General features: G+C 70.3%; 21 protein-coding genes. 3 read left to right on the top strand and 18 right to left on the bottom strand.

The window, feature by feature from the left end:
• Positions 1-145 precede the first annotated feature (145 nt).
• Positions 146-1,072 (bottom strand): hypothetical protein, encoded by a 927-nt coding sequence (locus IG62_RS0112625; protein WP_030801113.1) that lies wholly within the window; start codon positions 1,070-1,072, stop codon positions 146-148.
• A gap of 422 nt (positions 1,073-1,494) precedes the next feature.
• On the opposite strand from IG62_RS0112625, the gene IG62_RS41775 reads away from it, so the two are divergent.
• On the top strand, positions 1,495-1,833 hold the full coding sequence (locus tag IG62_RS41775) for an LppU/SCO3897 family protein (protein WP_037838226.1): 339 nt from the start codon (positions 1,495-1,497) through the stop codon (positions 1,831-1,833).
• 97 nt (positions 1,834-1,930) lie between these two features.
• Here the strand turns inward: IG62_RS41775 and IG62_RS0112615 are convergent, their stop codons facing one another.
• Positions 1,931-2,464: an ABC transporter substrate-binding protein gene (locus IG62_RS0112615; protein ID WP_051797997.1), complete on the bottom strand. Its 534-nt coding sequence runs from the start codon at positions 2,462-2,464 to the stop codon at positions 1,931-1,933.
• Positions 2,461-3,204, bottom strand: a complete 744-nt coding sequence (locus IG62_RS0112610) for a 2OG-Fe(II) oxygenase (RefSeq protein WP_030801108.1) — start codon at positions 3,202-3,204, stop codon at positions 2,461-2,463. Before IG62_RS0112610 ends, IG62_RS0112615 begins: the two co-directional genes overlap by 4 nt.
• 288 nt (positions 3,205-3,492) lie before the next feature.
• On the opposite strand from IG62_RS0112610, the gene ctaD reads away from it, so the two are divergent.
• Both ctaD and IG62_RS0112600 read left to right on the top strand, forming a co-directional pair.
• Positions 3,493-5,211 carry a cytochrome c oxidase subunit I gene (ctaD, locus tag IG62_RS0112605; protein WP_030801106.1) on the top strand — a complete coding sequence of 573 codons (1,719 nt, stop codon included), beginning with the start codon at positions 3,493-3,495 and terminating at the stop codon, positions 5,209-5,211.
• A complete protein-coding gene (locus IG62_RS0112600) occupies positions 5,208-5,597 on the top strand; it encodes a cytochrome c oxidase subunit 4 (protein WP_030801103.1) in 390 nt (129 codons plus the stop codon). Before ctaD ends, IG62_RS0112600 begins: the two co-directional genes overlap by 4 nt.
• A 76-nt stretch (positions 5,598-5,673) precedes the next feature.
• On the opposite strand, the gene IG62_RS0112595 is transcribed toward IG62_RS0112600, so the two are convergent.
• The 15 genes from IG62_RS0112595 to IG62_RS0112525 all read right to left on the bottom strand — a co-directional run bounded on the left by IG62_RS0112595 (position 5,674) and on the right by IG62_RS0112525 (position 17,447).
• Positions 5,674-6,705, bottom strand: coding sequence for an NAD-dependent epimerase/dehydratase family protein (locus tag IG62_RS0112595; RefSeq protein WP_030801101.1), 1,032 nt, complete (start codon positions 6,703-6,705; stop codon positions 5,674-5,676).
• Between the two features lie 9 nt (positions 6,706-6,714).
• The gene (locus IG62_RS0112590) at positions 6,715-8,367 is read right to left on the bottom strand and encodes a cytochrome b (protein WP_030801099.1); all 1,653 of its coding nucleotides are present in this window, start codon (positions 8,365-8,367) and stop codon (positions 6,715-6,717) included.
• A gap of 141 nt (positions 8,368-8,508) precedes the next feature.
• Positions 8,509-8,925 (bottom strand): phage holin family protein, encoded by a 417-nt coding sequence (locus tag IG62_RS0112585; RefSeq protein ID WP_030801096.1) that lies wholly within the window; start codon positions 8,923-8,925, stop codon positions 8,509-8,511.
• A gap of 40 nt (positions 8,926-8,965) precedes the next feature.
• Positions 8,966-9,250: a DUF4383 domain-containing protein gene (locus tag IG62_RS43220; RefSeq protein ID WP_030801094.1), complete on the bottom strand. Its 285-nt coding sequence runs from the start codon at positions 9,248-9,250 to the stop codon at positions 8,966-8,968.
• Between the two features lie 40 nt (positions 9,251-9,290).
• Positions 9,291-9,860: a hemerythrin domain-containing protein gene (locus IG62_RS0112575; RefSeq protein WP_030801092.1), complete on the bottom strand. Its 570-nt coding sequence runs from the start codon at positions 9,858-9,860 to the stop codon at positions 9,291-9,293.
• Positions 9,861-9,863: 3 nt separating this feature from the next.
• The gene (locus IG62_RS0112570; RefSeq protein WP_030801090.1) at positions 9,864-10,403 is read right to left on the bottom strand and encodes a ferritin-like domain-containing protein; all 540 of its coding nucleotides are present in this window, start codon (positions 10,401-10,403) and stop codon (positions 9,864-9,866) included.
• A gap of 25 nt (positions 10,404-10,428) precedes the next feature.
• A complete protein-coding gene (locus tag IG62_RS49515) occupies positions 10,429-10,560 on the bottom strand; it encodes a hypothetical protein (protein ID WP_267887872.1) in 132 nt (43 codons plus the stop codon).
• Positions 10,557-11,324 (bottom strand): hypothetical protein, encoded by a 768-nt coding sequence (locus tag IG62_RS47785; protein ID WP_051797995.1) that lies wholly within the window; start codon positions 11,322-11,324, stop codon positions 10,557-10,559. Before IG62_RS47785 ends, IG62_RS49515 begins: the two co-directional genes overlap by 4 nt.
• Complete coding sequence (locus tag IG62_RS0112555; RefSeq protein WP_030801087.1) at positions 11,321-12,382, bottom strand: hypothetical protein; 1,062 nt, start codon at positions 12,380-12,382, stop codon at positions 11,321-11,323. The genes IG62_RS47785 and IG62_RS0112555 overlap by 4 nt, the downstream gene beginning before the upstream one ends.
• Positions 12,370-13,104 carry a DUF6084 family protein gene (locus IG62_RS0112550; RefSeq protein ID WP_158795036.1) on the bottom strand — a complete coding sequence of 245 codons (735 nt, stop codon included), beginning with the start codon at positions 13,102-13,104 and terminating at the stop codon, positions 12,370-12,372. Before IG62_RS0112550 ends, IG62_RS0112555 begins: the two co-directional genes overlap by 13 nt.
• Positions 13,101-13,310, bottom strand: a complete 210-nt coding sequence (locus IG62_RS0112545) for a hypothetical protein (RefSeq protein WP_030801082.1) — start codon at positions 13,308-13,310, stop codon at positions 13,101-13,103. Before IG62_RS0112545 ends, IG62_RS0112550 begins: the two co-directional genes overlap by 4 nt.
• Positions 13,311-13,328: 18 nt before the next feature.
• Entirely contained in the window at positions 13,329-13,967 is a 639-nt protein-coding gene (locus IG62_RS0112540) for a DUF5947 family protein (RefSeq protein WP_030801080.1), read from the bottom strand.
• Positions 13,964-14,506: a NifU family protein gene (locus tag IG62_RS0112535; protein WP_199812463.1), complete on the bottom strand. Its 543-nt coding sequence runs from the start codon at positions 14,504-14,506 to the stop codon at positions 13,964-13,966. Before IG62_RS0112535 ends, IG62_RS0112540 begins: the two co-directional genes overlap by 4 nt.
• Complete coding sequence (locus IG62_RS0112530) at positions 14,503-16,290, bottom strand: nickel-dependent hydrogenase large subunit (RefSeq protein WP_030801075.1); 1,788 nt, start codon at positions 16,288-16,290, stop codon at positions 14,503-14,505. The genes IG62_RS0112535 and IG62_RS0112530 overlap by 4 nt, the downstream gene beginning before the upstream one ends.
• Before the next feature lie 107 nt (positions 16,291-16,397).
• Complete coding sequence (locus IG62_RS0112525; protein WP_030801073.1) at positions 16,398-17,447, bottom strand: hydrogenase expression protein HypE; 1,050 nt, start codon at positions 17,445-17,447, stop codon at positions 16,398-16,400.
• Positions 17,448-17,582: the final 135 nt, after the last annotated feature.

The raw sequence follows: 17,582 nt of genomic DNA, 5'->3' as shown, positions 1-17,582 counted from the left end.
TCCTCGCGCTCCTCATTTTCCGAGGCCTGGCCTGGCGGGGACCTGGTCTGGCCGCGACCTGGCCGCGGACTTGTACTCGGGCTCGGCCTTGGGCTCGGCCTTGGACTCGGACCCGGTCCCGGACCGGTGCGAGATCGTACGGGCGTCAGTCGCGCATCGGCCGGTCGAGGAGCGGGGTGAGCTCGGCATCGGTCGCCGGCCTGAGGGTCGTCAGCAGGTGCCGGGCCCCGGCCAGGCCGGTGCGGCCGCTGCCCTCGACGGTCACCGTGTGGACCAGCCCGTTGCGGCGCAACCGCAGGTCCCGCCGCTTGTAGTCGCCCTCGTAGGAGACCAGTTGGCGGCCGTCCCCGTCGTCCGAGCAGTGGATCGTTTCGCCGAACGGGTCGGGACAGCCGCGCGCATCGGAACGCCGGGTGTCGTGCCCGATCCGTTCCACGGAGAGGTGCAGGTCCGGGGCGCCGGGGCGGGTGTAGGTCGCGCCGAAGGAGCTCTCGCTCGCTCCGACGTCGTCCAGCGCGTATCCGGAAGGGGGGTCACCGACCCGCAGCAGGGCGCGGTCGACGCCGTTGGCGGTGAGCCACTCGGTGAGCGTGGGCGGCTGGGCGGCCTCCCAAGCGAGGTACGAGCCGCCGGCCGCGAGGAGGCCCGCGGCGGCGAGCGCGGCCAGCCGGGTCCGGGCACCCGGGAGGAAGAAGGCGGCGCCCAAGGCGTACCAGAGGCCGCCCCAGGGATGCAGCAGAACGGTGATGTGCAAGCCGTCGTCGCGCAGGTTCGCCGCGACGGCTGCTACCGCCCCCGCCGTGCCGCAGGCGTACACGCCCGCCGCCCAGGCCCACCGTCCGCGCGCTCGGCGGGTGAGCGGCACGAACGCGCGGACGGAGGTGGCGAGTGCGGCGAGCGACGCCATGCCCAGCACCGGCCCGCCGACCAGAACGGCCACGAGCGCCGCGGTGCGCTCGGCGAAGAGCGCGATCAGCGCCGCCTGGAACTGGACGGCGGTCAGCACACAGCCGACGAACGCGACGGCTGCGAGGTGGGCGAAGAGGCGCCCTGCTGCGAGCTTCCGGACCATACTTCGTGATCACGCGGTGGCGGGCACGGCGGTTCCGCACCGACGGGACTCAGGTCACGTCAAGCACAACATCGGCTCAATGGAGGGCTGGTCAGCCGGGCTTCGGGGTGATTCGTTCATGATCGAGGGCGGTAGCCCCCTCTCCGAACCGTCGAACGGGCGGGGGCGTAGCCTGCCGTACCGAACATCGAACGGCGAGGGGGAACACTCTGTCCGCGTACACACCGCCGCCTCCCGGCGGTCCGTCCCCGTATGACCAGAACGGCCCGAACCCCTACGGTCCGCCGCCCGGACCGGCCCCCTACGGGCAGAGCGGCCCCGCCCCGTACGGGCCACCCGCTGCGGCCCCCTACGGCCAACCCGCGCCGCAGCAGTGGGGCCAGCAGCACTGGGGGCAGATCCAGCCGCAGCCGGGCGCGCCCGTGTTCGTGCCGACCGGGCCGAATCCGCGGCAGTGGCTCAGGCCGGTGATCGCGCTGGCCGTCGTGGTGGCTCTCGGCACGGTGTTCTGGCTGCTCAGCGACGGCAAGGAGCCGGAGAAGACGGCCCGTGAGGCGAGCGTCGGGGATTGCCTGGAGAACCGGGGCACGCACACCAAGCCGGTGCTGTTCACCGTCAACTGCACCGACCCCAAAGCGGATTACAAGATCCGGTTCACGCCGGGGCCGCGCGGCGAGTGCCCCGCTGAATTCACCCAGTACGAGGAGCGGGGCGGCAGGCTCGGGGACACCACACTCTGCCTGACCCACGTCGACCACTGATCCCCCACAGGCACTGACACACACAGGCACTGCCCCCCACAGGCACTGACGCCCACAGGTGCCGGACGGGGGTGCCGGGCCGGCCGCTGTGAGTGGGTCACCGCTGGGCGTCGGCCGTCGCCGCGGGCGCGTAGTGGGTGGTCCAGCCCCGGCGCAGCTCCCAGGTGCCGCCGTCCCGTGAAGCGCCGCGCAGCCCGTGAACGGTGTCGGCGCCGGCGAGTTCGACGAGCCGGGGCGTGCCGAGGGAGGCGAAGCCGACGGTGCGGGCGGGATCCCAGTCGGTGGAGCGACGCAGGCGCCGGACCAGGCGGGCGACGCCGGCCGGCGCGCCGGCCAGCACCCAGGCGTCCGGGGTCTGGGCGGTCAGCCGCCGGGCGGGGCGCAGCCACGAGGCCGCCTCCTCGGGCCAGTCGACGACCGCGAGGACGTCCAAGCCGAGCGTCTGCCAGGCCGCGGTGAACGCCCGCGCGGCGGCACGGGAATGCCCGTCCCGGCCATGGCCGACGGCGACGGACCGGATCCGCGAGCGGTGCGCCGTCAGCAACCCGACCAGGGCGGCCAGCTCCGCGTCGGTGTGCTGGGCGGGCAAGCCCTCCATATGCGACTCGGGGCCGGCGGCGGGCTCGTTCATGACGCCTCGTGGAAGACGAGGCCGAGCGTCCGTCGCACCCCGGAGCGGACGGTGCTCACGCCGTGCCGCATGGGCCCGATGGACCAGCCGCGGCGGGAGGCCACCGGCCGGTCGCGGGTGGTGAAGACCAGTGCGTGGCCCTGGGGGAGCGTGGTCGACGATCCGCGGGACTGGGCGCGGGGTCGCTGTTCCGTCATCAGGAACTCGCCGCCGGTGAAATCGACACCGGGTGCGTCGAGGCCGATGACGACCTGGAGCGGGAACACCATCTCGCCGAACACATCGCGGTGCAGTGCGTTCCAGTCACCCGCGACGTAACGCAGCAGGATCTGGGCGGACTTGGACTGCCCGGCCCGGTGGCACTTCGCCAGCCACCGCCCCAGGTCGTCCGGCCACGGGGCGCTCCGCCCGAGCTTGCCGGCCCAGTCGCGGGCGATCGGCAGAAGGTGCGGGTAGAACGCCTCGCGCAGTTCGCGGACGGCGTCCGGCAGGTCGTGGGTGAAGTATCGGTACTGGCCGGAGCCGAAGCGGTGGCGGGCCATGTCGACGGTGGTACGGAAGCGTTCGGCGTCGTCGTACAGGGCGGCGATCTCCTGGCACTGGCCGGGGGTGAGCAGCGGCCCGGTCAGCGCGCTGCCGTACTCGTTGACCTCGTCGGTGAGGGCGTTCCAGTCGGCGGCGTCGACCCGTGCGGTGAGGCTGCCGTCCGGTCGGGCGGCGTCGGTCCTGGCAGGGGTCATGGCGTCGGTCACGGTGGGGGTCATGGTGGGGTCCTTCGTTACGTGTGCGTTGCACGGCGTGATCGGCGCGGACGGCGCCCTCACCGGCTACGCGGCCAAGTCTGCGAGGTGCGCCGCACCAGGGCTGGCGGTATTCGGACGTGATACCGGGATGACGAGCGGTGGGCCCCGGCGACGTGGGTCTGGATGGTCGACAGGAGGTTTGGCGGTCAACGGTTGCGGCTACACAGTGAGGCGCGGTGATGGGCCGGAACCCGCCGCGCCGGCCGCCAGTGTCTCGGAGGGGCGATGTCGCAGCTGGACCACGACCGGCGGCGGGAGCCGCTGGACGCCTCCCAGAATCCGCGCGTCAGGGCGGGCAGCAGGATCCGGAAGTACGTGACGACCACCGATCACAAGGTGATCGGCAATATGTATCTCGTCACGGCTTTCGGTTTCTTCCTGTTCGCCGGCATTCTGGCGATGCTGATGCGCGCGGAGCTGGCCCGACCGGGCATGCAGATCGTCAGCAATCAGCAGTACAACCAGCTGTTCACCATTCACGGCACGGTCATGATGCTGCTCTTCGCGACCCCGACATTCGCCGGGTTCGCCAATGCCGTCATGCCCCTGCAGATCGGCGCCCCCGATGTCGCCTTTCCCCGGCTCAATGCCCTGACGTACTGGCTATTCCTCTTCGGCGGGCTGATGGTGGTGTCGGGTTTCGTCGTGCCGGGCGGTGCGGCACCTTTCGGCTGGTTCGCCTACGCGCCACTGAACAGCGAGGTGTTCTCGCCGGGTGCGGGCGGCGACCTGTGGGCGGCGGGTCTGGTCGTCGCCGGTCTCAGTACCACCCTCGGCTCGGTCAATTTCATCGCCACCATCATCACGCTGCGCGCCCCCGGAATGACGATGTTCCGGATGCCGATCTTCACGTGGAACATCCTCTTCACCTCCATCCTTGCGCTGCTCGCCTTTCCCGTGCTCACCGCCGCACTCCTCGCGCTGCTGGCCGACCGCAGGCTGGGTGCGCACGTCTATGACGCGGCCAATGGCGGGGCGCTGCTGTGGCAGCACCTTTTCTGGTTCTTCGGCCACCCCGAGGTCTATATCGTCGCGCTGCCGTTCTTCGGTGTGGTGACCGAGATCGTGCCCGTCTTCAGCCGCAAACCGGTCTTCGGATACGTCGGCATGGTCGGTGCGACGATCGCCATCACCATGCTGTCCGCCACGGTGTGGGCGCACCACATGTTCGCCACGGGCGCGGTGCTGCTGCCGTTCTTCTCCCTGATGTCCTTCCTGATCGCGGCACCGACCGGGGTGAAGTTCTTCAACTGGATCGGGACGATGTGGCGGGGCAGCCTGTCGTTCGAGACGCCGATGCTCTGGGCCGTCGGATTCATGGTGACCTTTCTCCTCGGGGGTCTCAGCGGCGTTCTGATCGCCTCACCGCCCATGGACTTCCATGTCACCGATACGTACTTCATCGTCGCGCATCTGCATTACGTTCTGTTCGGCACGATCGTCTTCGCGATGTTCGGCGGCTTCTATTTCTGGTGGCCGAAGTGGACCGGCCGGATGCTCGACGAGCGGCTGGGGAAGATTCACTTCTGGACGTTGTTCATCGGCTTCCAGACCACCTTCCTCGTCCACCACTGGCTCGGCGAGATGGGCATGCCGCGCCGGTACGCCGATTATCTCGCCGCCGACGGCTTCACCCTGCTGAACACCATCTCCTCGATCGGTGCGTTCCTGCTGGGCCTGTCGACCCTGCCCTTCCTCTACAACGTCTGGAAGACCGCGAAGTACGCGCCCCGCGTGGAGTCCGACGACCCCTGGGGATTCGGACGGTCGCTGGAGTGGGCCACTTCCTGTCCGCCGCCCCGTCACAACTTCGTGGCGCTTCCCAGGATCCGCTCCGACTCGCCCGCCTTCGACCTCCATCACCCCCAGTACCTCGAACTCGCCTCGGGTGAACGCGGCACGTCCGAACCGACCCCGGACACCTTGGGAGACGAGCAGAAATGAAAGCGGAGGCGTATCTCTTCGCGGGCGTGGCCCTTTTCTTCCTGCTCACCGACGCGGTGTACATCTGGTTCGCCCGGGAACCGGCCGGCATCGCCGCGCTCACGGTGTCCTGTTTCATGGCGGTCGTCATCTCGTTCTTCTGTGCCATGAATTACCGCCGCAAGGGCGAACGGCCGGAGGACCGGCAGGAATCCGAGATCCAGGAGCGCAGCGGCCCGCTGGATTTCTTCCCGCCGCACAGTGGCTATCCGATCGTGGTCGCGCTGGGTGCGGCACTGCTCGCGCTCGGCCTGGTCTACGCGGTGTGGCTGGTCCTCATCGGGGTCGGCGTCACCGTGTCCGCCGTCTTCGGCATGGTCTTCGAATTCGCCCGCCGCGATGACTGAGCGGGTGCGTTGAATGGGCGGCCGGGATGACTGAGCGGCCCGGATGACCGAGCGGTCCCGCCGGGCGTTCCTCGTCCTACCGGGGTGGCCGTAGCGGCGCGGTGGGCAGGCCGGCGTGTTCCCGTAGGCCGCGCAGGAAGTCCTCAAGGGCGTCCTGGGCGCTGTACCGGGGAGCCCAGCCCAGTTCCCGCCGGGCCCGGGCGGTGTCCATCAGGGGCAGCCGCAGCACGGCGTCGAAGAGGTGCGGCGAGACCGGCAGCAGGCGCAGATGCCAGGCACCCGACAGCAGCGCACGAGGTGGCCCGGCCGGCAGCCGCACGACGCGGGCTCCCAGGAGGTCGCCCAGCAGCGCGGCGTCGACCACCGGCTCCGCGGCCAGGTTGAACGCTCCGGAGACCGGCCGCAGCACGGCCCGCCGGTAGGCGTCGGCGACGTCGTCGGCGTGCAGCACCTGGAACCGCAGACCGGGCAGGTCGGGCACGACGGGGAAGAGCCGCTTGGAGGCCAGGACGCGCGGCGGTGTGAAGCCCGCGAACAGTCTGCTCTGCGCGCAGGCCGCGGCCCGCTGGAAGATGAAGCCCGGCCGCAGCCGTACGACACGGACCTGGGGATGCGCGGACGCGAAGCCGTCGAGGAAGCGCTCCAGATAGGCCTTCTCACGGCAGTAGGCGGCATCAGGCCAGCCGTGCGTGGGCCAGGACTCGTCGACCTGCCGGTCCTTGGGGCCGGGCGAGTAGGCGCCGACCGACGAGGCATACACCAGCGTTCCGACACCGGCCGCGGCCGCCGCCTGGAAGACCCGGATGCTGCCCAGTACGTTGTTCCGCCAGGTGCTGACCGGGTCCCGGGTGGGCTGGAACAGCCAGGCGAGGTGGATCACCGCATCGGCGCCGGCGAAGTGCCCGGTCAGGTCGTCCTCGGTGACGTCCACGGCGGCCCACGTCGTCCTGGCGCAGGACCACTGCGGTCTGCGCCGCGCCAGCCCCAGCACCGACTCGACGGCGGGTTCGGCGCTGAGCGCCCGTACGACGCTGGTGCCCACGTTGCCGGTCGCACCGACGACCACGACGCGCAGCCCCGCGGCGTCCCGGGGAGAGTCGGCAGCCATCGGTTCCTCCTAGGGGGTTTCTTCCTCGGCCGTGTGGCCGGCGCCGGCCACCGGGTCCATCGTCTTTCCGGAAATCTGCAGGCGCTCCTCCGCGGTGGTCGGCATGTCGACCCGGTCGCGGTAGTACCAGGCGCTCAGCGCGGCGCGCAGCCGCTGCCGTCGCGGTGCCCGCTCGCCCGGATGCTCCAGCGGCGCGGGCACGTCCCTCACCAGCAGGCGGTACCGCTGCTCGGTGCCGAGCGGACGGTGGCTCTCGCCGATCCCGCCGTAGACGTTCTGGCTGATCTGACCGGTCTCCTCGCCCTCCTCCAGCAGCTGACGGTCATGGGCCTGCAGGGCCAGGCAGAAGCGCTTGGTGATCAGGAACGCGAGGATCGGGCCGACGATCACCGCGATGCGGAAGATCCAGGTCAGCGCCTCGACCGACACCTCGAAGACCGCGGCGACCACGTCATTGCCGCCGGCCACCAGCAACACGGCGTAGAAGACGATCGCGGCGACCCCCAGCCCCGTACGGGTGGGGCGGTCGCGCGGCCGGTCACAGAGGTGATGCTCCATCAGATCGCCCGTCACCCACTTCTCGAAGTACGGGTAGAGATAGAGCACGAGGAAGAGCACACCGGGCAGCACCACCGCCGGGAGGAAGACGTTCCACATGATGGTGTGCCCCGCCACGTTGGTCTCCCACGGGGGCATGAGCCGCAACGCCCCTTCGAGGAAGCCCACGTACCAGTCCGGCTGGGCATTGGTGGACGCCTGGTCCGCCACGTAGGGGCCGTAGTCCCACACCGGGTTGATCTGGGCGACCGCCCCCAGCCAGGCCACCACCCCGGAGACCATCAGGAACAGTCCGGTCGACTTGGCGGTGAACTGCGGGAACATCGGCTGCCCGACGGCGTTCCGATTGGTCTTCCCCCGGGCCGACCAGTGAGTGTGTTTCAGATAGACGACCATCACCAGATGCGCACCGAGCAGGGCGATCAGGATCCCCGGCACGAACAGCACATGCACGGTGTACAGCCGGGAAATCAGGATGTGGCCGGGGAACGACCCGCCCCACAGAAAATAGCTCAGGTACGTACCGACGACGGGAATGGACAGCACGATGGTGTTCGCGGTGCGCAGCCCCGTGCCGGACAGCAGATCGTCGGGGAGGGAATAGCCGGCGAATCCCTCCAGCAGGGCGAGCAGGAAGAGCGTCACCCCGATCATCCAGTTGAACTCACGGGGACGGCGGAAGGCCCCGGTGAAGAACACCCGCAGCATGTGGACGCCCAGCGCGGCCACGAAGACCAGGGCCGCCCAGTGGTGCATCTGACGGATCAGCAGCCCGCCCCGGACATCGAAACTGATGTCCAGGGTCGACGCATAGGCGTCGGTCACCACGAGCCCGTCCAGAGGGTGGAACGCACCGTGATAGGTGCTCTGGCTCATGCTGGGTTCGAAATACAGCGTCAGATAGCTTCCGGTCAGCACCAGCACCACGAGGCTGTACAGCGCGATCTCGCCCAGGAGGAAGGACCAGTGGTCCGGGAAGGCCTTGCGCAGCAGCTCCTTCGCCAGTTCCGAGACCGGGGCCCGGCGGTCCAGCGCGCTGTAGCTGGTGACGGCCGCCTGGCGGGTCTGCGCCGCGAGCCGGGCCTTCCGCTTCTGGAACAGCATGCTCCACTCCCTCTTCGCCCCTACGGGTGCCTCCCTGGGCCCGGCACCGCACCGACGAGCACCGACCCGGGTACCCGTCCCGTTCGGAGCCAACCGAACCCGGACCCGGCGGCCGCCACCGGCGCGCCCCGGCGTACGGGCTCAGTCGGCCGTCCGGTCGGGGACCATGTGCGCCAGCGCCTCGCGCGAGGCGGCGCGGGCCCTCCGCAGCCTCCAGCAGCCGAAGGAGGCGAACGCCGCGGCGCCCGAGGCATAGCCGAGCCCCACGACGGTGGCGGCCCGCTGCGGCGGCGGCCAGTGGCGTTCCGCCGCCCGCAGCACGGCCTCATGGGCCGACAGCAGGGCCAGCGAGGCACAGACACCACCCGCGGTCAGGGCCAGGGAGCCCAGGCCCGTCTCGCGGGCCGTTTCGGTCAGCTCGTACCTCGCCCGATCGAGCTCCGCCCGGACCAGGGTGGCCACCTCCTCGGACAACCGTCCCGCAGCCTCGGAGAACCTGCCCCCCGGGTCCGGCGGATCGGGCACGCCACCGTCTTGGTACGGATGCTGCTCGGTCATCACACGAGCCCTTTCTCGACGCACACCACGAGCGCACCGCCTAGCCGTAACACCACCACGGCACGGCCAAACGGGCCGGGCGCCGCCGCCACCCGCCTGGCGCGCCGCTTTCCGGCGCATGGCCGCCGGCCGGGCACCGGCACTGACCGGGCTTGTTCCGCGGCGCGAGAAGCACACCGAGGGCCACCATGCCGAAGACCACATGGACGAGGTTGTGCAGCATGGAAACGGCGAACAGCCCGAACAGGCTGCCGGCGCCGTGCGGATCGGCGAAGGACATCTGGTCGTAGTGCGTCGTGACGCCGGGTGGCTCGTCGGTCGGCATGGATCGTCCCTCCGCCGGTCAGGACTCCGGGATCGCCCGGTCAGGAGCGCCGGGCACGGCCCCGCCGGGTGAAGAAGTCCCGTACGCCGTCCAGCAGGCCGAGGCCGGGGCTCACCGCGCGGGTGGCCAGGGCGGAGTCCGGTGCGTTGGGCCGGGGGTGCGTCGGGGCGCTGTTCCTCGCCCGCCGGACCTTCTCGCCGAGCTCCCGCCGGAGGTCCGCGGGACAGGTGGCCTGCAGCCGGGGGAAGAGCCGTTGTTCCTCGTCGAGGATGTGGCTGGTCACCCGGGTCGACAGGGCGAGGACCAGGACGGTGAAGTCCTCGTCCTGCGGCTCCCGCCGCTCCAGATCGTGCAGCAGCTCCTCGATGCGCTCGTGGTCGGAGAGCTCCTTCTCGGCCCACCGCCGCCCGTGCGCCACGTAGTCCCGTACGGCCGGGTACAGGTGCTCCTTCTCCGCGACGGAGTGCCGGACCAGGGCGGCGGACACCTGCTCGACGAGGGCCTTGCGGGCGGCACTTCCCGGTTCGGCGGCGCGGATGCGGTCGAACAGCCGCTGTACCGCGCGGTGATCGGCGGTGAGTTCCTCGATGACGTCCGGGGCGGCTCCCACCGGTCAGCGTTCCTTCGCGTAGGTGTGGGGAGGCTTCACCGGCGGCGCGGCCATGACGCCGGCGTGGCGCAGCGAGAGATCGGCCACCAGGTCCCACTTGGTGTCGATCAGCGCGGCGGTCGCCCGTTCCTCGGCGATGTGCTGCTCCAGCAGTCTCGCGGTCTGTTCGTCACCGTTGCGCACCGCGAGGTGGTGCAGCATCTCGTACCCGGCGAGCACCAGGTGGATGAGGGTGTAGGCATCGCGGGCGTGCTTTCCCGCATGGTCGCGCCGGGTCCGGGCGAGCAGCGCATAGCCCGTTCCGACGAGCCGCAGGGTCAGGTCCTTCACGGTCGACGGCTCTTCGTGGTGCGCGTGCAGCCGGCTGCCGAGCGCGGTGATGTGCCGGCGGGTCACCTCACGGTGGGCCTCCAGCGGTTTTCTGAGTTCCGGTGCGCGGGTCGAGGCGATGAGGGAACCCAGGGCGGTGTCGATCAGCCGCTCCAGGGAGCGGGTTTCCTTGAGGTGACGCAGGTACTGGTCCTCTGCCGTTTTCTCACTCATCGGCGCACCGTCCTCGGATGGTCCTTCACATCATTTCCATCTTGATGTAGCGCACCGCGTCGGGCGCGCTGAAGGCGATGGCGGTCAGTGCGGCGGCGGCCAGGACGCCGACGGTGATGCGCACCGCGATCGCGGGAATGAAGATGCCGTTCTTCATGGCGTGTTCTCCCTATGGGTGACGGGATTCCTGGAGGGAAGCGGTCCGCTGCACAGGCTGCCGAGGAGATCTGCCAGCAGCTCCACGGCCCCCTCGACCGCCTTCCCGCTCCGGGACGGGGAAGGCTCACAGGTCAGGACGAAGAGCCGGGGGAGAGGCGTCTGCCGGGCGCGGGCCAGGCGCTCGGCGGCAGCCAGCCGGCAAAACGGCCCGGCCGACTCCGCCGCGCCCGCAGTTCCGTTGACCGCCGTGGCGCCGCCGTACTCGGTGAGGTCCAGGGTGCCGGCCGGCCTGCCGAGCGACGCCGTGCCCACCACGACCGCCGATCCGTAGCCGGCCAGGAGGCGGTGCGCCAGATCGGCGCCGCGGAGCCCGAAGTCGACGAGGTGCACCTCGTCGGGCAGCGGGAGTTCGCCCAGGGCGGCGAGGAGCGCGGAGCCGAAGGCGTCGTCGGCGGCGAAGGAGTCGCCGGTGGCGGCGACGAGGACGCGCGAACCGCCCGCGGGCCCGCCGACCGGCTCGACCTCCTCCGGTGCGAAGAAGAAACGGTGCCCCAGACCGGTGGGAAAGTCCCGGCCCTCGTCGTCCACCAGGGTGACGACGAGGTGTGTCTGCCCCTCGGAGTCCTCTTCGACGGCGTCGACCTCGGCCAGCCGGCCGGCCAGGGCCAGGTCGAAGATGTCGCTGCGGCGGCCGGGGCGCAGCCGTACCCGGCTCCCCGGCCGCAGGGACCCCGGCCGTCCGGCGAGGCGGGGCGCCGTCACGCGTCTTCCTTGATCGTCCGGCGGCTCCGGATCGTGCCGCGCAGGGCGAGCAGGTCCTCGGGGGACAGCGCGGCGCAGCGATCGAGGATCTCCCGGGCCCGGGGATCGGTGGCGCGGGCCTCCCGCTGTTCCGCGGGCGTCAGGCTCAGCACGTTGAGGATGAGGAGGTGGTCGATCTCTCCGCCGTCGAAGAGGTCGCCGGGGCTCTCCGGTGCGACCGCGGGAAAATCGGAGAGGGTGACGGGCGAGGAGAGGACCGTGGTGGACCGGTGGGGGTCGCGGTCCGCTTCGGGCGCGTCGCCGATCAGCACCGGCCAGGTGCCCTCGTTGCGGCAGCCGCTCGCCGCCTCCGCCAGTTCTGCCGGCGGGTCGGCGAGGGAGACGAAGCCGCCGTCGTGGGCGGTGAGCACGGTGTGGGTGGAGACGAACGCATACGGGGCGAGCTTGTCGCGGCCCTCGCGCGGATCACCGGTGTGCGGGGGACACGGGGTGGTGTTGGTGAAGGTGACCGCCAGACGGACGGTGTCCTGCGGCCCGTTGCCCGGAACTGGCTGCGCCTCGACCTCCACGGTGCCGTGCAGCCGCTTCCAACGGCGTACGAGCATGCCGGCGGCCCGCCCGTGCTCGTCGCGCAGCGGCTCCTCGTGCGCGCCGTCCGGCAGGTCGACGACGTCGAGGGTGCGCCCGTCCGAAGGCGACCAGACCGGCAGCACCCATTCGCGTTCCGCGGCCTCGTGCCAGGTGAGGTGGGTCTCGCCGGCGACGGTGAGGGTGTCGACCGGCCGGTGCTCCCCGTCGTCCCGGCGGTAGACCTGCCGCTCGACGACCTGCAGGAACCGCAGGCGGATCGTGACGGAGGTGCCGGGGGCGGTCTCCAGCAGCGTCTCGGTGCGCATCCGGGCCGGCTCGCCGAGGGCTTCCGCCTCGCCCTTCGGGTAGACGCCGCCGAACGTCCAGCGCTTGGTGTTCTTGAGCGCCGACCGCCGGTAGGGCCACAGCAGGTAGCCCTCGTACAGGCAGGTGCGCGCGATCTTCTCGACCGAGGCTAGGGGGTCCATGTCGCTTCCGTGGTCTGTGCGGGCCGGGGCAGGGCGGTGTCCAGGAGGGCGCTGACGGCCTGCTCGGCGTCGGTCAGGCCGTGTGACGTCTGGTAGGCGCTGAGCCTGTCGTGGGTCGAGGGGGACAGGCGCAGCCAGGAAGTGGCGCCGTAGTAGCGGCTGATGAGGTCGTGCCAGAGTTCCGCGGGCAGCCGGCAGGCGGCCTCCTTGTCCCAGGGGATCTGGGCGGTGGCCAGCCGCCCGCCGGGGTCCGTGTGGAAGACGGTGCCGCGGAAGAGCAGGTCCAGGGGGACCTCGCCGTCGCGCACGGCGCGCAGGTAGGTGACGACGGCGAGCCCGGCGTCGCCGCCGCACGGGATCGCGAGGTCGATCTCGGTCCGTTCGTCGAAGGGCGGCACGACGGACGTGACCTGCGCCCAGGACAACGGCTGCATGCTCGTGGCCCATTGGTCGGGCTGCCCGAACAGCTGGGCCAGGGCGAGTGCTTCCGCGGGCGCGTAGCTGCGGCGCGCGGCATCGATCCGGACGGTGGTGGACAGCGTCAGGGACCGGATCGGGCCACCGCCGGTGCGGGCGACGGCCAGCTTGAGGACGAGGGTGGGCACCGCGGCGTGCGGCAGGGCGCTCACGCCGGTCACCGCGAACGACAGGTCGGGCAGCCCGTGGTGTGCCTCCGCCCCGCTCACCGTCCGCACGCCGCTCACTCCGGTGCTGCCGGTCATGCCGGTGACAGGTTGGGCATGCCGGGCAGGATGGGGTTCTTGGTCTTCGGATGGACCCCGGTGGACCGGCGCGAGGTCGACCTGCCGTAGGGGAGGTGACCGGGCTGCCGCTTGTAGTGGCCCTCGTGGTTGCCCCGGCGCACTCCGGGGACGTGGGCGGTGAAGTCCGGTCGTACCTGTCGCTTTCCGACGGTGATGTCAGCCATGGCTCTCCTCGGGTCCTGTTAGGCGTCCGGATCGACGGGGGTGAGGTGGTCGAAGAACTGCCGCACGTGCTGCCACACCTCGTCCCCGCCGGCCAGTCCGCTCCAGTGGGTGCGCAGCACGGCGGCGAGCCGGTAGCAGTCGTCCAGCGGCACGATCCAGTGCTCCTGACTGCCGCCGGCCCGGTTGACCAGCAGCGCCTCGGTACGCGGAACGAGGGTGGCGAGGGCAGGCCGGCCGGCCTCGATGCCGGCCCACACCCCGCGGTCCACGGGGGCGCGGATCACGCCCATCGGGCCGGGGTAGCCGGCGGTGATCTCGTCGTCGGGCGGGCCGCCGCGCAGGAAGAACGCGAGCCCGACCGGCACCCGCAGGGCGGCCCACTGCCGCGCGTCGAGCCGCATGCCGTCCAGCCGCTGCCTGCGTTCGGAAATCAGCAGGTAGGGCTGGCGGCCGCCGCTGTGCCGGTCGGCGTCGAAGAGCAGCGCGCACGCCCGACAGGTGCACAGCAGGGTGTCCGCCGTGGTGTCCAGCAGATGCCGGTGTTCCGCCGGCACGGGCTCCGCGCACAGCTCGCACCGGTCCTCGTCCCGCGGTTCCGGCAGCGGGCGGCGGGCCAGGTCCCGCAACGCCGAGGCGGTGGAGACCACGGTGCTCATGAGTGCGCCCCGCCCGTCCGGGCACCGCCGCGCGACAGTGCCTCCACGGGAATCAGCGGAGGCTCGACGGCCGCCGCGGCCGCCTCCTCGATCTCCACCCGCTCGATCTCCGGCGCGGCCCAGGCAACCGCCTCCTGCACCGCCGTACGCAGCGTCTCCCCGGAGGACCCGCAGCCGCGGGCCCGTACCCGGATCCGGGCCAACGGCCCTTTCACCGCGACGAGTTCGGCTTCGCCCAGGCCGCGCAGACTGGCGAGGGCCGTGCCGATGCGGCCCTCGGCCGGTTCCGGGTGCAGACCGTGCACGAGCAGCAGATGACCGACGAGTTCGTCGTCCGCGACCGCCCGGGCGGTGACCGCGCCGGCCAGTGCCATGACCCGGGCCAGGCATTCCCCGTAGAGCGCGACGAGTGCCTGGGCGGCCTCGGTCGCCCGGTCCCGCGCGGCGGGGTCGGACAGCGCGGAGAGCGAGGTCAGCAGCGCCTCGGTGCGGACCACGTGGTCCCGTGCCTGCCGGTCGTCCCAGGCCATGACACTCACGCCCGGTGGCCGAAGGTCGGGGAGTGACTCTGCGTCAGCGTCCGGCCGTCACCGAGGTACATGTGGACGCCGCACGGCAGACACGGGTCGAAGCTGCGGACCGTCCGCATGATGTCGATGCCCTTGAAGTCCTCCCGCCCGTTCTCCTCGAAGATCTGCAGTCCCTGCACCGCGTCCTCGTACGGGCCGGGGGTGCCGTAGGAGTCGCGGGGGCTGGCGTTCCAGGGGGTCGGCGGGTACGGGTGGTAGTTGGCGATCTTCCTGTCCCGGATCACCAAGTGGTGCGAAAGCACGCCCCGTACGGCCTCGTGGAACCCGACCCCGATGGCCTCCTTGGGGACCTTGAAGTCCTCGAAGACCTTGGTGCGGCCGGCCCGGACCTCGTCCAGGGCCCGCTCGACGAAGTACAGCGCCATCCCGGCGGCGTAGGCCACGAAGTACATCCGGGCCCGGTCGCGCTCGATGGTGTTGGGGAACGGCGGCGGCGTCCATTCCAACCTGACTTCCGGGCTGTTGGGCGTCTGCGGGAGGTCGATCTCCACGCTGTGGCCGGTCGAGCGCACGTAGGGCGTACGGACCTTGCCGGCGAGCGCCGTGGCCCACAGGCGGGCGATCGGTCCGCCGCCGGTGTCGAGCGCCAGGTGGTCGCCGGTTCGTTTGTCGAACCAGCGGGGGCTCATCACCCAGCTGTAGTTGCCGCCGTCGAGGTCCCGCTTCTGCGGCTTCGGCACGGTGGTCTGGTTCCACGGATGGCGCTGGTCGACGGGGTTGCCGAGCGGGTCCCGGTCGACATACGTCTCCTCGCCCGTCCAGTCCTGGTAGTAGGAGCTGCCGAGCAGGATGCGCATGCCGAGGTTGATGTCGACGAGGTCGGTGGTGACCAGTTCGTTGTCCACGATGATGCCGGGGGTCACGAACATCGCGTTGCCCCAGGTGTTCATGGTCCGGTAGTCGTAGTCGACCACCTCGGGGTCCTGGAAGCAGCCCCAGCAGGCCAGCAGCGTGCGGCGGCGGCCCACCTCCTCGTAGCCGGGCAGCGCCTCGTACCAGAAGTCGAAGACGTCGTCGTTCATGGCCACCGCGCGTTTGACGAAGTCCAGACAGCGGGTCAGCCGTACCAGGTAGTCGGTGAAGACCTGCGGGGTGGCGACGGTGCCCACACCGCCCGGGTACAGCGTCGAGGGGTGGACGTGCCGGCCCTCCATCAGGCAGCACATCTCCCGCGTCAGCCGGCTCATCTGGAGCGCCTCTTTGTACGTCTGCCCCTCGAAGGGGTTGAAGGCGCGCATGATGTCGGCGATGGTCTTGTGGCCGTGGACGTCGGCGTGGGGGGCCGGGGTGCGTTCGGCCCGCTCCAGGACACCGGGGTTGGTCTCCTTCACCATGCGTTCGCAGAAGTCGACGAACACCATGTTGTCCTGGAAGATCGTGTGGTCGAACATGAACTCGGCGGCTTCGCCCAGGTTGATGATCCAGTCGGCGAGCGGGGGCGGCTTGACGCCGTAGGCCATCTGCTGGGCGTAGAGCGAGCAGGTGGCGTGGTTGTCACCGCAGATGCCGCAGATCCGGCTGGTGATGAAATGCGCGTCGCGCGGATCCTTGCCCTTCATGAACACGCTGTAGCCGCGGAAGAGCGAGGAAGTGCTGCGGCATTCCACGACTTCCCGTGCCGCGAAGTCAATTTTGGTGTAGATACCGAGGTTTCCGATGATGCGGGTAATGGGGTCGAAGGCGACCTCGGTGAGTTCGCGTCGCTCCGCATCGGTGTTCTGGACGGTCGCCACGGGGTTTCCTCTCGCGGATGGCGTGGTGGGCGTGGGGGCGTGCTGGGCGTCGTGGGTATCGTGCGCGCGCCGGGCGTGCCGGGCTGTTGGGCGTAATGGGCGGGAATCTATTTACGTCCGGTCCAATGCGGGTCGTAACCGCTGGTCAGTGCATCCTCGTTATGGCGCCACTTGGGCTCTTTGTTGGCGGTGATATTGGTGAGGGAACGCAGGGTGCGGATGAACGGCCCGTACACGCCCATCAGGGCAGAGGACACCGTGCCACCGGGCGGCTCGTCCATGAACGGCATGAATTTGTCCGGGAACCCCGGCATCGTGCAGCCGATACAGATGCCGCCCACGTTGGGACAGCCGCCCACCCCGTCCATCCAGCCGCGTTTGGTGACGTTGCAGTTGACCACCGGGCCCCAACAGCCCACCTTCACCTGGCACTTGGGGGAGTTGTAGTCCTTCGCGAAATCCCCCTGCTCGTAATACGAGCCCCGGTCGCACCCCTCGTGCACGGTCTTGCCGAACAGCCAGGTGGGCCGGAGTTGCTCATCCAGCGGAATGGGCGGAGCGAGCCCGGCGGCCTGGTGCAGGACCCACAGCAGGGTCTCCATGAAGTTGTCCGGCTGAACGGGGCAACCCGGGACGTTCACGATGGGCAAGCCGCCGGCCGACCGGAAATCCCATCCCAGATAGTCGGCCAGCCCCATGCACCCGGTCGGGTTACCCGCCATGGCATGAATGCCGCCGTACGCCGCACAGGTGCCGATGGCCACGACCGCCCACGCCTTGGGAGCCAGCCGGTCGATCCACTCGTTCACCGTGATGGGCTCGCCGGTCTCCGGATCATTGCCCATGGCCGACCAATAGCCGTCACCATTGATGTTCTCATTGGGAATGGAGCCTTCGACGACAAAGATGAACGGCCCGAGCTCATCGCGGGCCGCCTGATGAAAGGCCGCCATGAAATCGTCGCCGGTCTCGTAGGCCAGCACCTTGTTGTGCAGGTGCACCTTCGGCAACCCGGGAATCGCGCCGAGAACCACGTCCTCCAGGCTGGGCAGCGTCGCCGCGGTGACCGAAACCGTGTCCCCGTCGCAGCTCATGCCTTCTGAGGTCCACAAGATGTGCACCTCGTCCAGGCCCGGCGTCATCGGTTCAAAGCCCATGGTTCGTCCCTTCGGCTGCCACCGGGGCCGACCGGCGGACTCCCAGAACCTCAACACCAATAAATCTCACATAGCTCAGAGACAGCCACAAATGGGGCGGGATGTGTGGGTGGGGGTGAGGGGTGGGGGTGGTGG

It is taken from the genome of Streptomyces sp. NRRL S-337 (assembly GCF_000720175.1).
Classification (GTDB): domain Bacteria; phylum Actinomycetota; class Actinomycetes; order Streptomycetales; family Streptomycetaceae; genus Streptomyces; species Streptomyces siderophoricus.
This window is presented reverse-complemented; position numbering and strand designations above follow the sequence as displayed.

Coding starts and splice junctions, on each gene's coding strand:
- IG62_RS0112625 (WP_030801113.1), bottom strand. CDS start 1,072: ATGGTCCGGAAGCTCGCAGCAGGGCGCCTCTTCGCCCACCTCGCAGCC.
- IG62_RS0112615 (WP_051797997.1), bottom strand. CDS start 2,464: ATGAACGAGCCCGCCGCCGGCCCCGAGTCGCATATGGAGGGCTTGCCC.
- IG62_RS0112610 (WP_030801108.1), bottom strand. CDS start 3,204: ATGACCCCTGCCAGGACCGACGCCGCCCGACCGGACGGCAGCCTCACC.
- ctaD (WP_030801106.1), top strand. CDS start 3,493: ATGTCGCAGCTGGACCACGACCGGCGGCGGGAGCCGCTGGACGCCTCC.
- IG62_RS0112600 (WP_030801103.1), top strand. CDS start 5,208: ATGAAAGCGGAGGCGTATCTCTTCGCGGGCGTGGCCCTTTTCTTCCTG.
- IG62_RS0112595 (WP_030801101.1), bottom strand. CDS start 6,705: ATGGCTGCCGACTCTCCCCGGGACGCCGCGGGGCTGCGCGTCGTGGTC.
- IG62_RS0112590 (WP_030801099.1), bottom strand. CDS start 8,367: ATGCTGTTCCAGAAGCGGAAGGCCCGGCTCGCGGCGCAGACCCGCCAG.
- IG62_RS0112585 (WP_030801096.1), bottom strand. CDS start 8,925: ATGACCGAGCAGCATCCGTACCAAGACGGTGGCGTGCCCGATCCGCCG.
- IG62_RS43220 (WP_030801094.1), bottom strand. CDS start 9,250: ATGCCGACCGACGAGCCACCCGGCGTCACGACGCACTACGACCAGATG.
- IG62_RS0112570 (WP_030801090.1), bottom strand. CDS start 10,403: ATGAGTGAGAAAACGGCAGAGGACCAGTACCTGCGTCACCTCAAGGAA.
- IG62_RS49515 (WP_267887872.1), bottom strand. CDS start 10,560: ATGAAGAACGGCATCTTCATTCCCGCGATCGCGGTGCGCATCACCGTC.
- IG62_RS0112555 (WP_030801087.1), bottom strand. CDS start 12,382: ATGGACCCCCTAGCCTCGGTCGAGAAGATCGCGCGCACCTGCCTGTAC.
- IG62_RS0112550 (WP_158795036.1), bottom strand. CDS start 13,104: ATGACCGGCAGCACCGGAGTGAGCGGCGTGCGGACGGTGAGCGGGGCG.
- IG62_RS0112545 (WP_030801082.1), bottom strand. CDS start 13,310: ATGGCTGACATCACCGTCGGAAAGCGACAGGTACGACCGGACTTCACC.
- IG62_RS0112540 (WP_030801080.1), bottom strand. CDS start 13,967: ATGAGCACCGTGGTCTCCACCGCCTCGGCGTTGCGGGACCTGGCCCGC.
- IG62_RS0112525 (WP_030801073.1), bottom strand. CDS start 17,447: ATGGGCTTTGAACCGATGACGCCGGGCCTGGACGAGGTGCACATCTTG.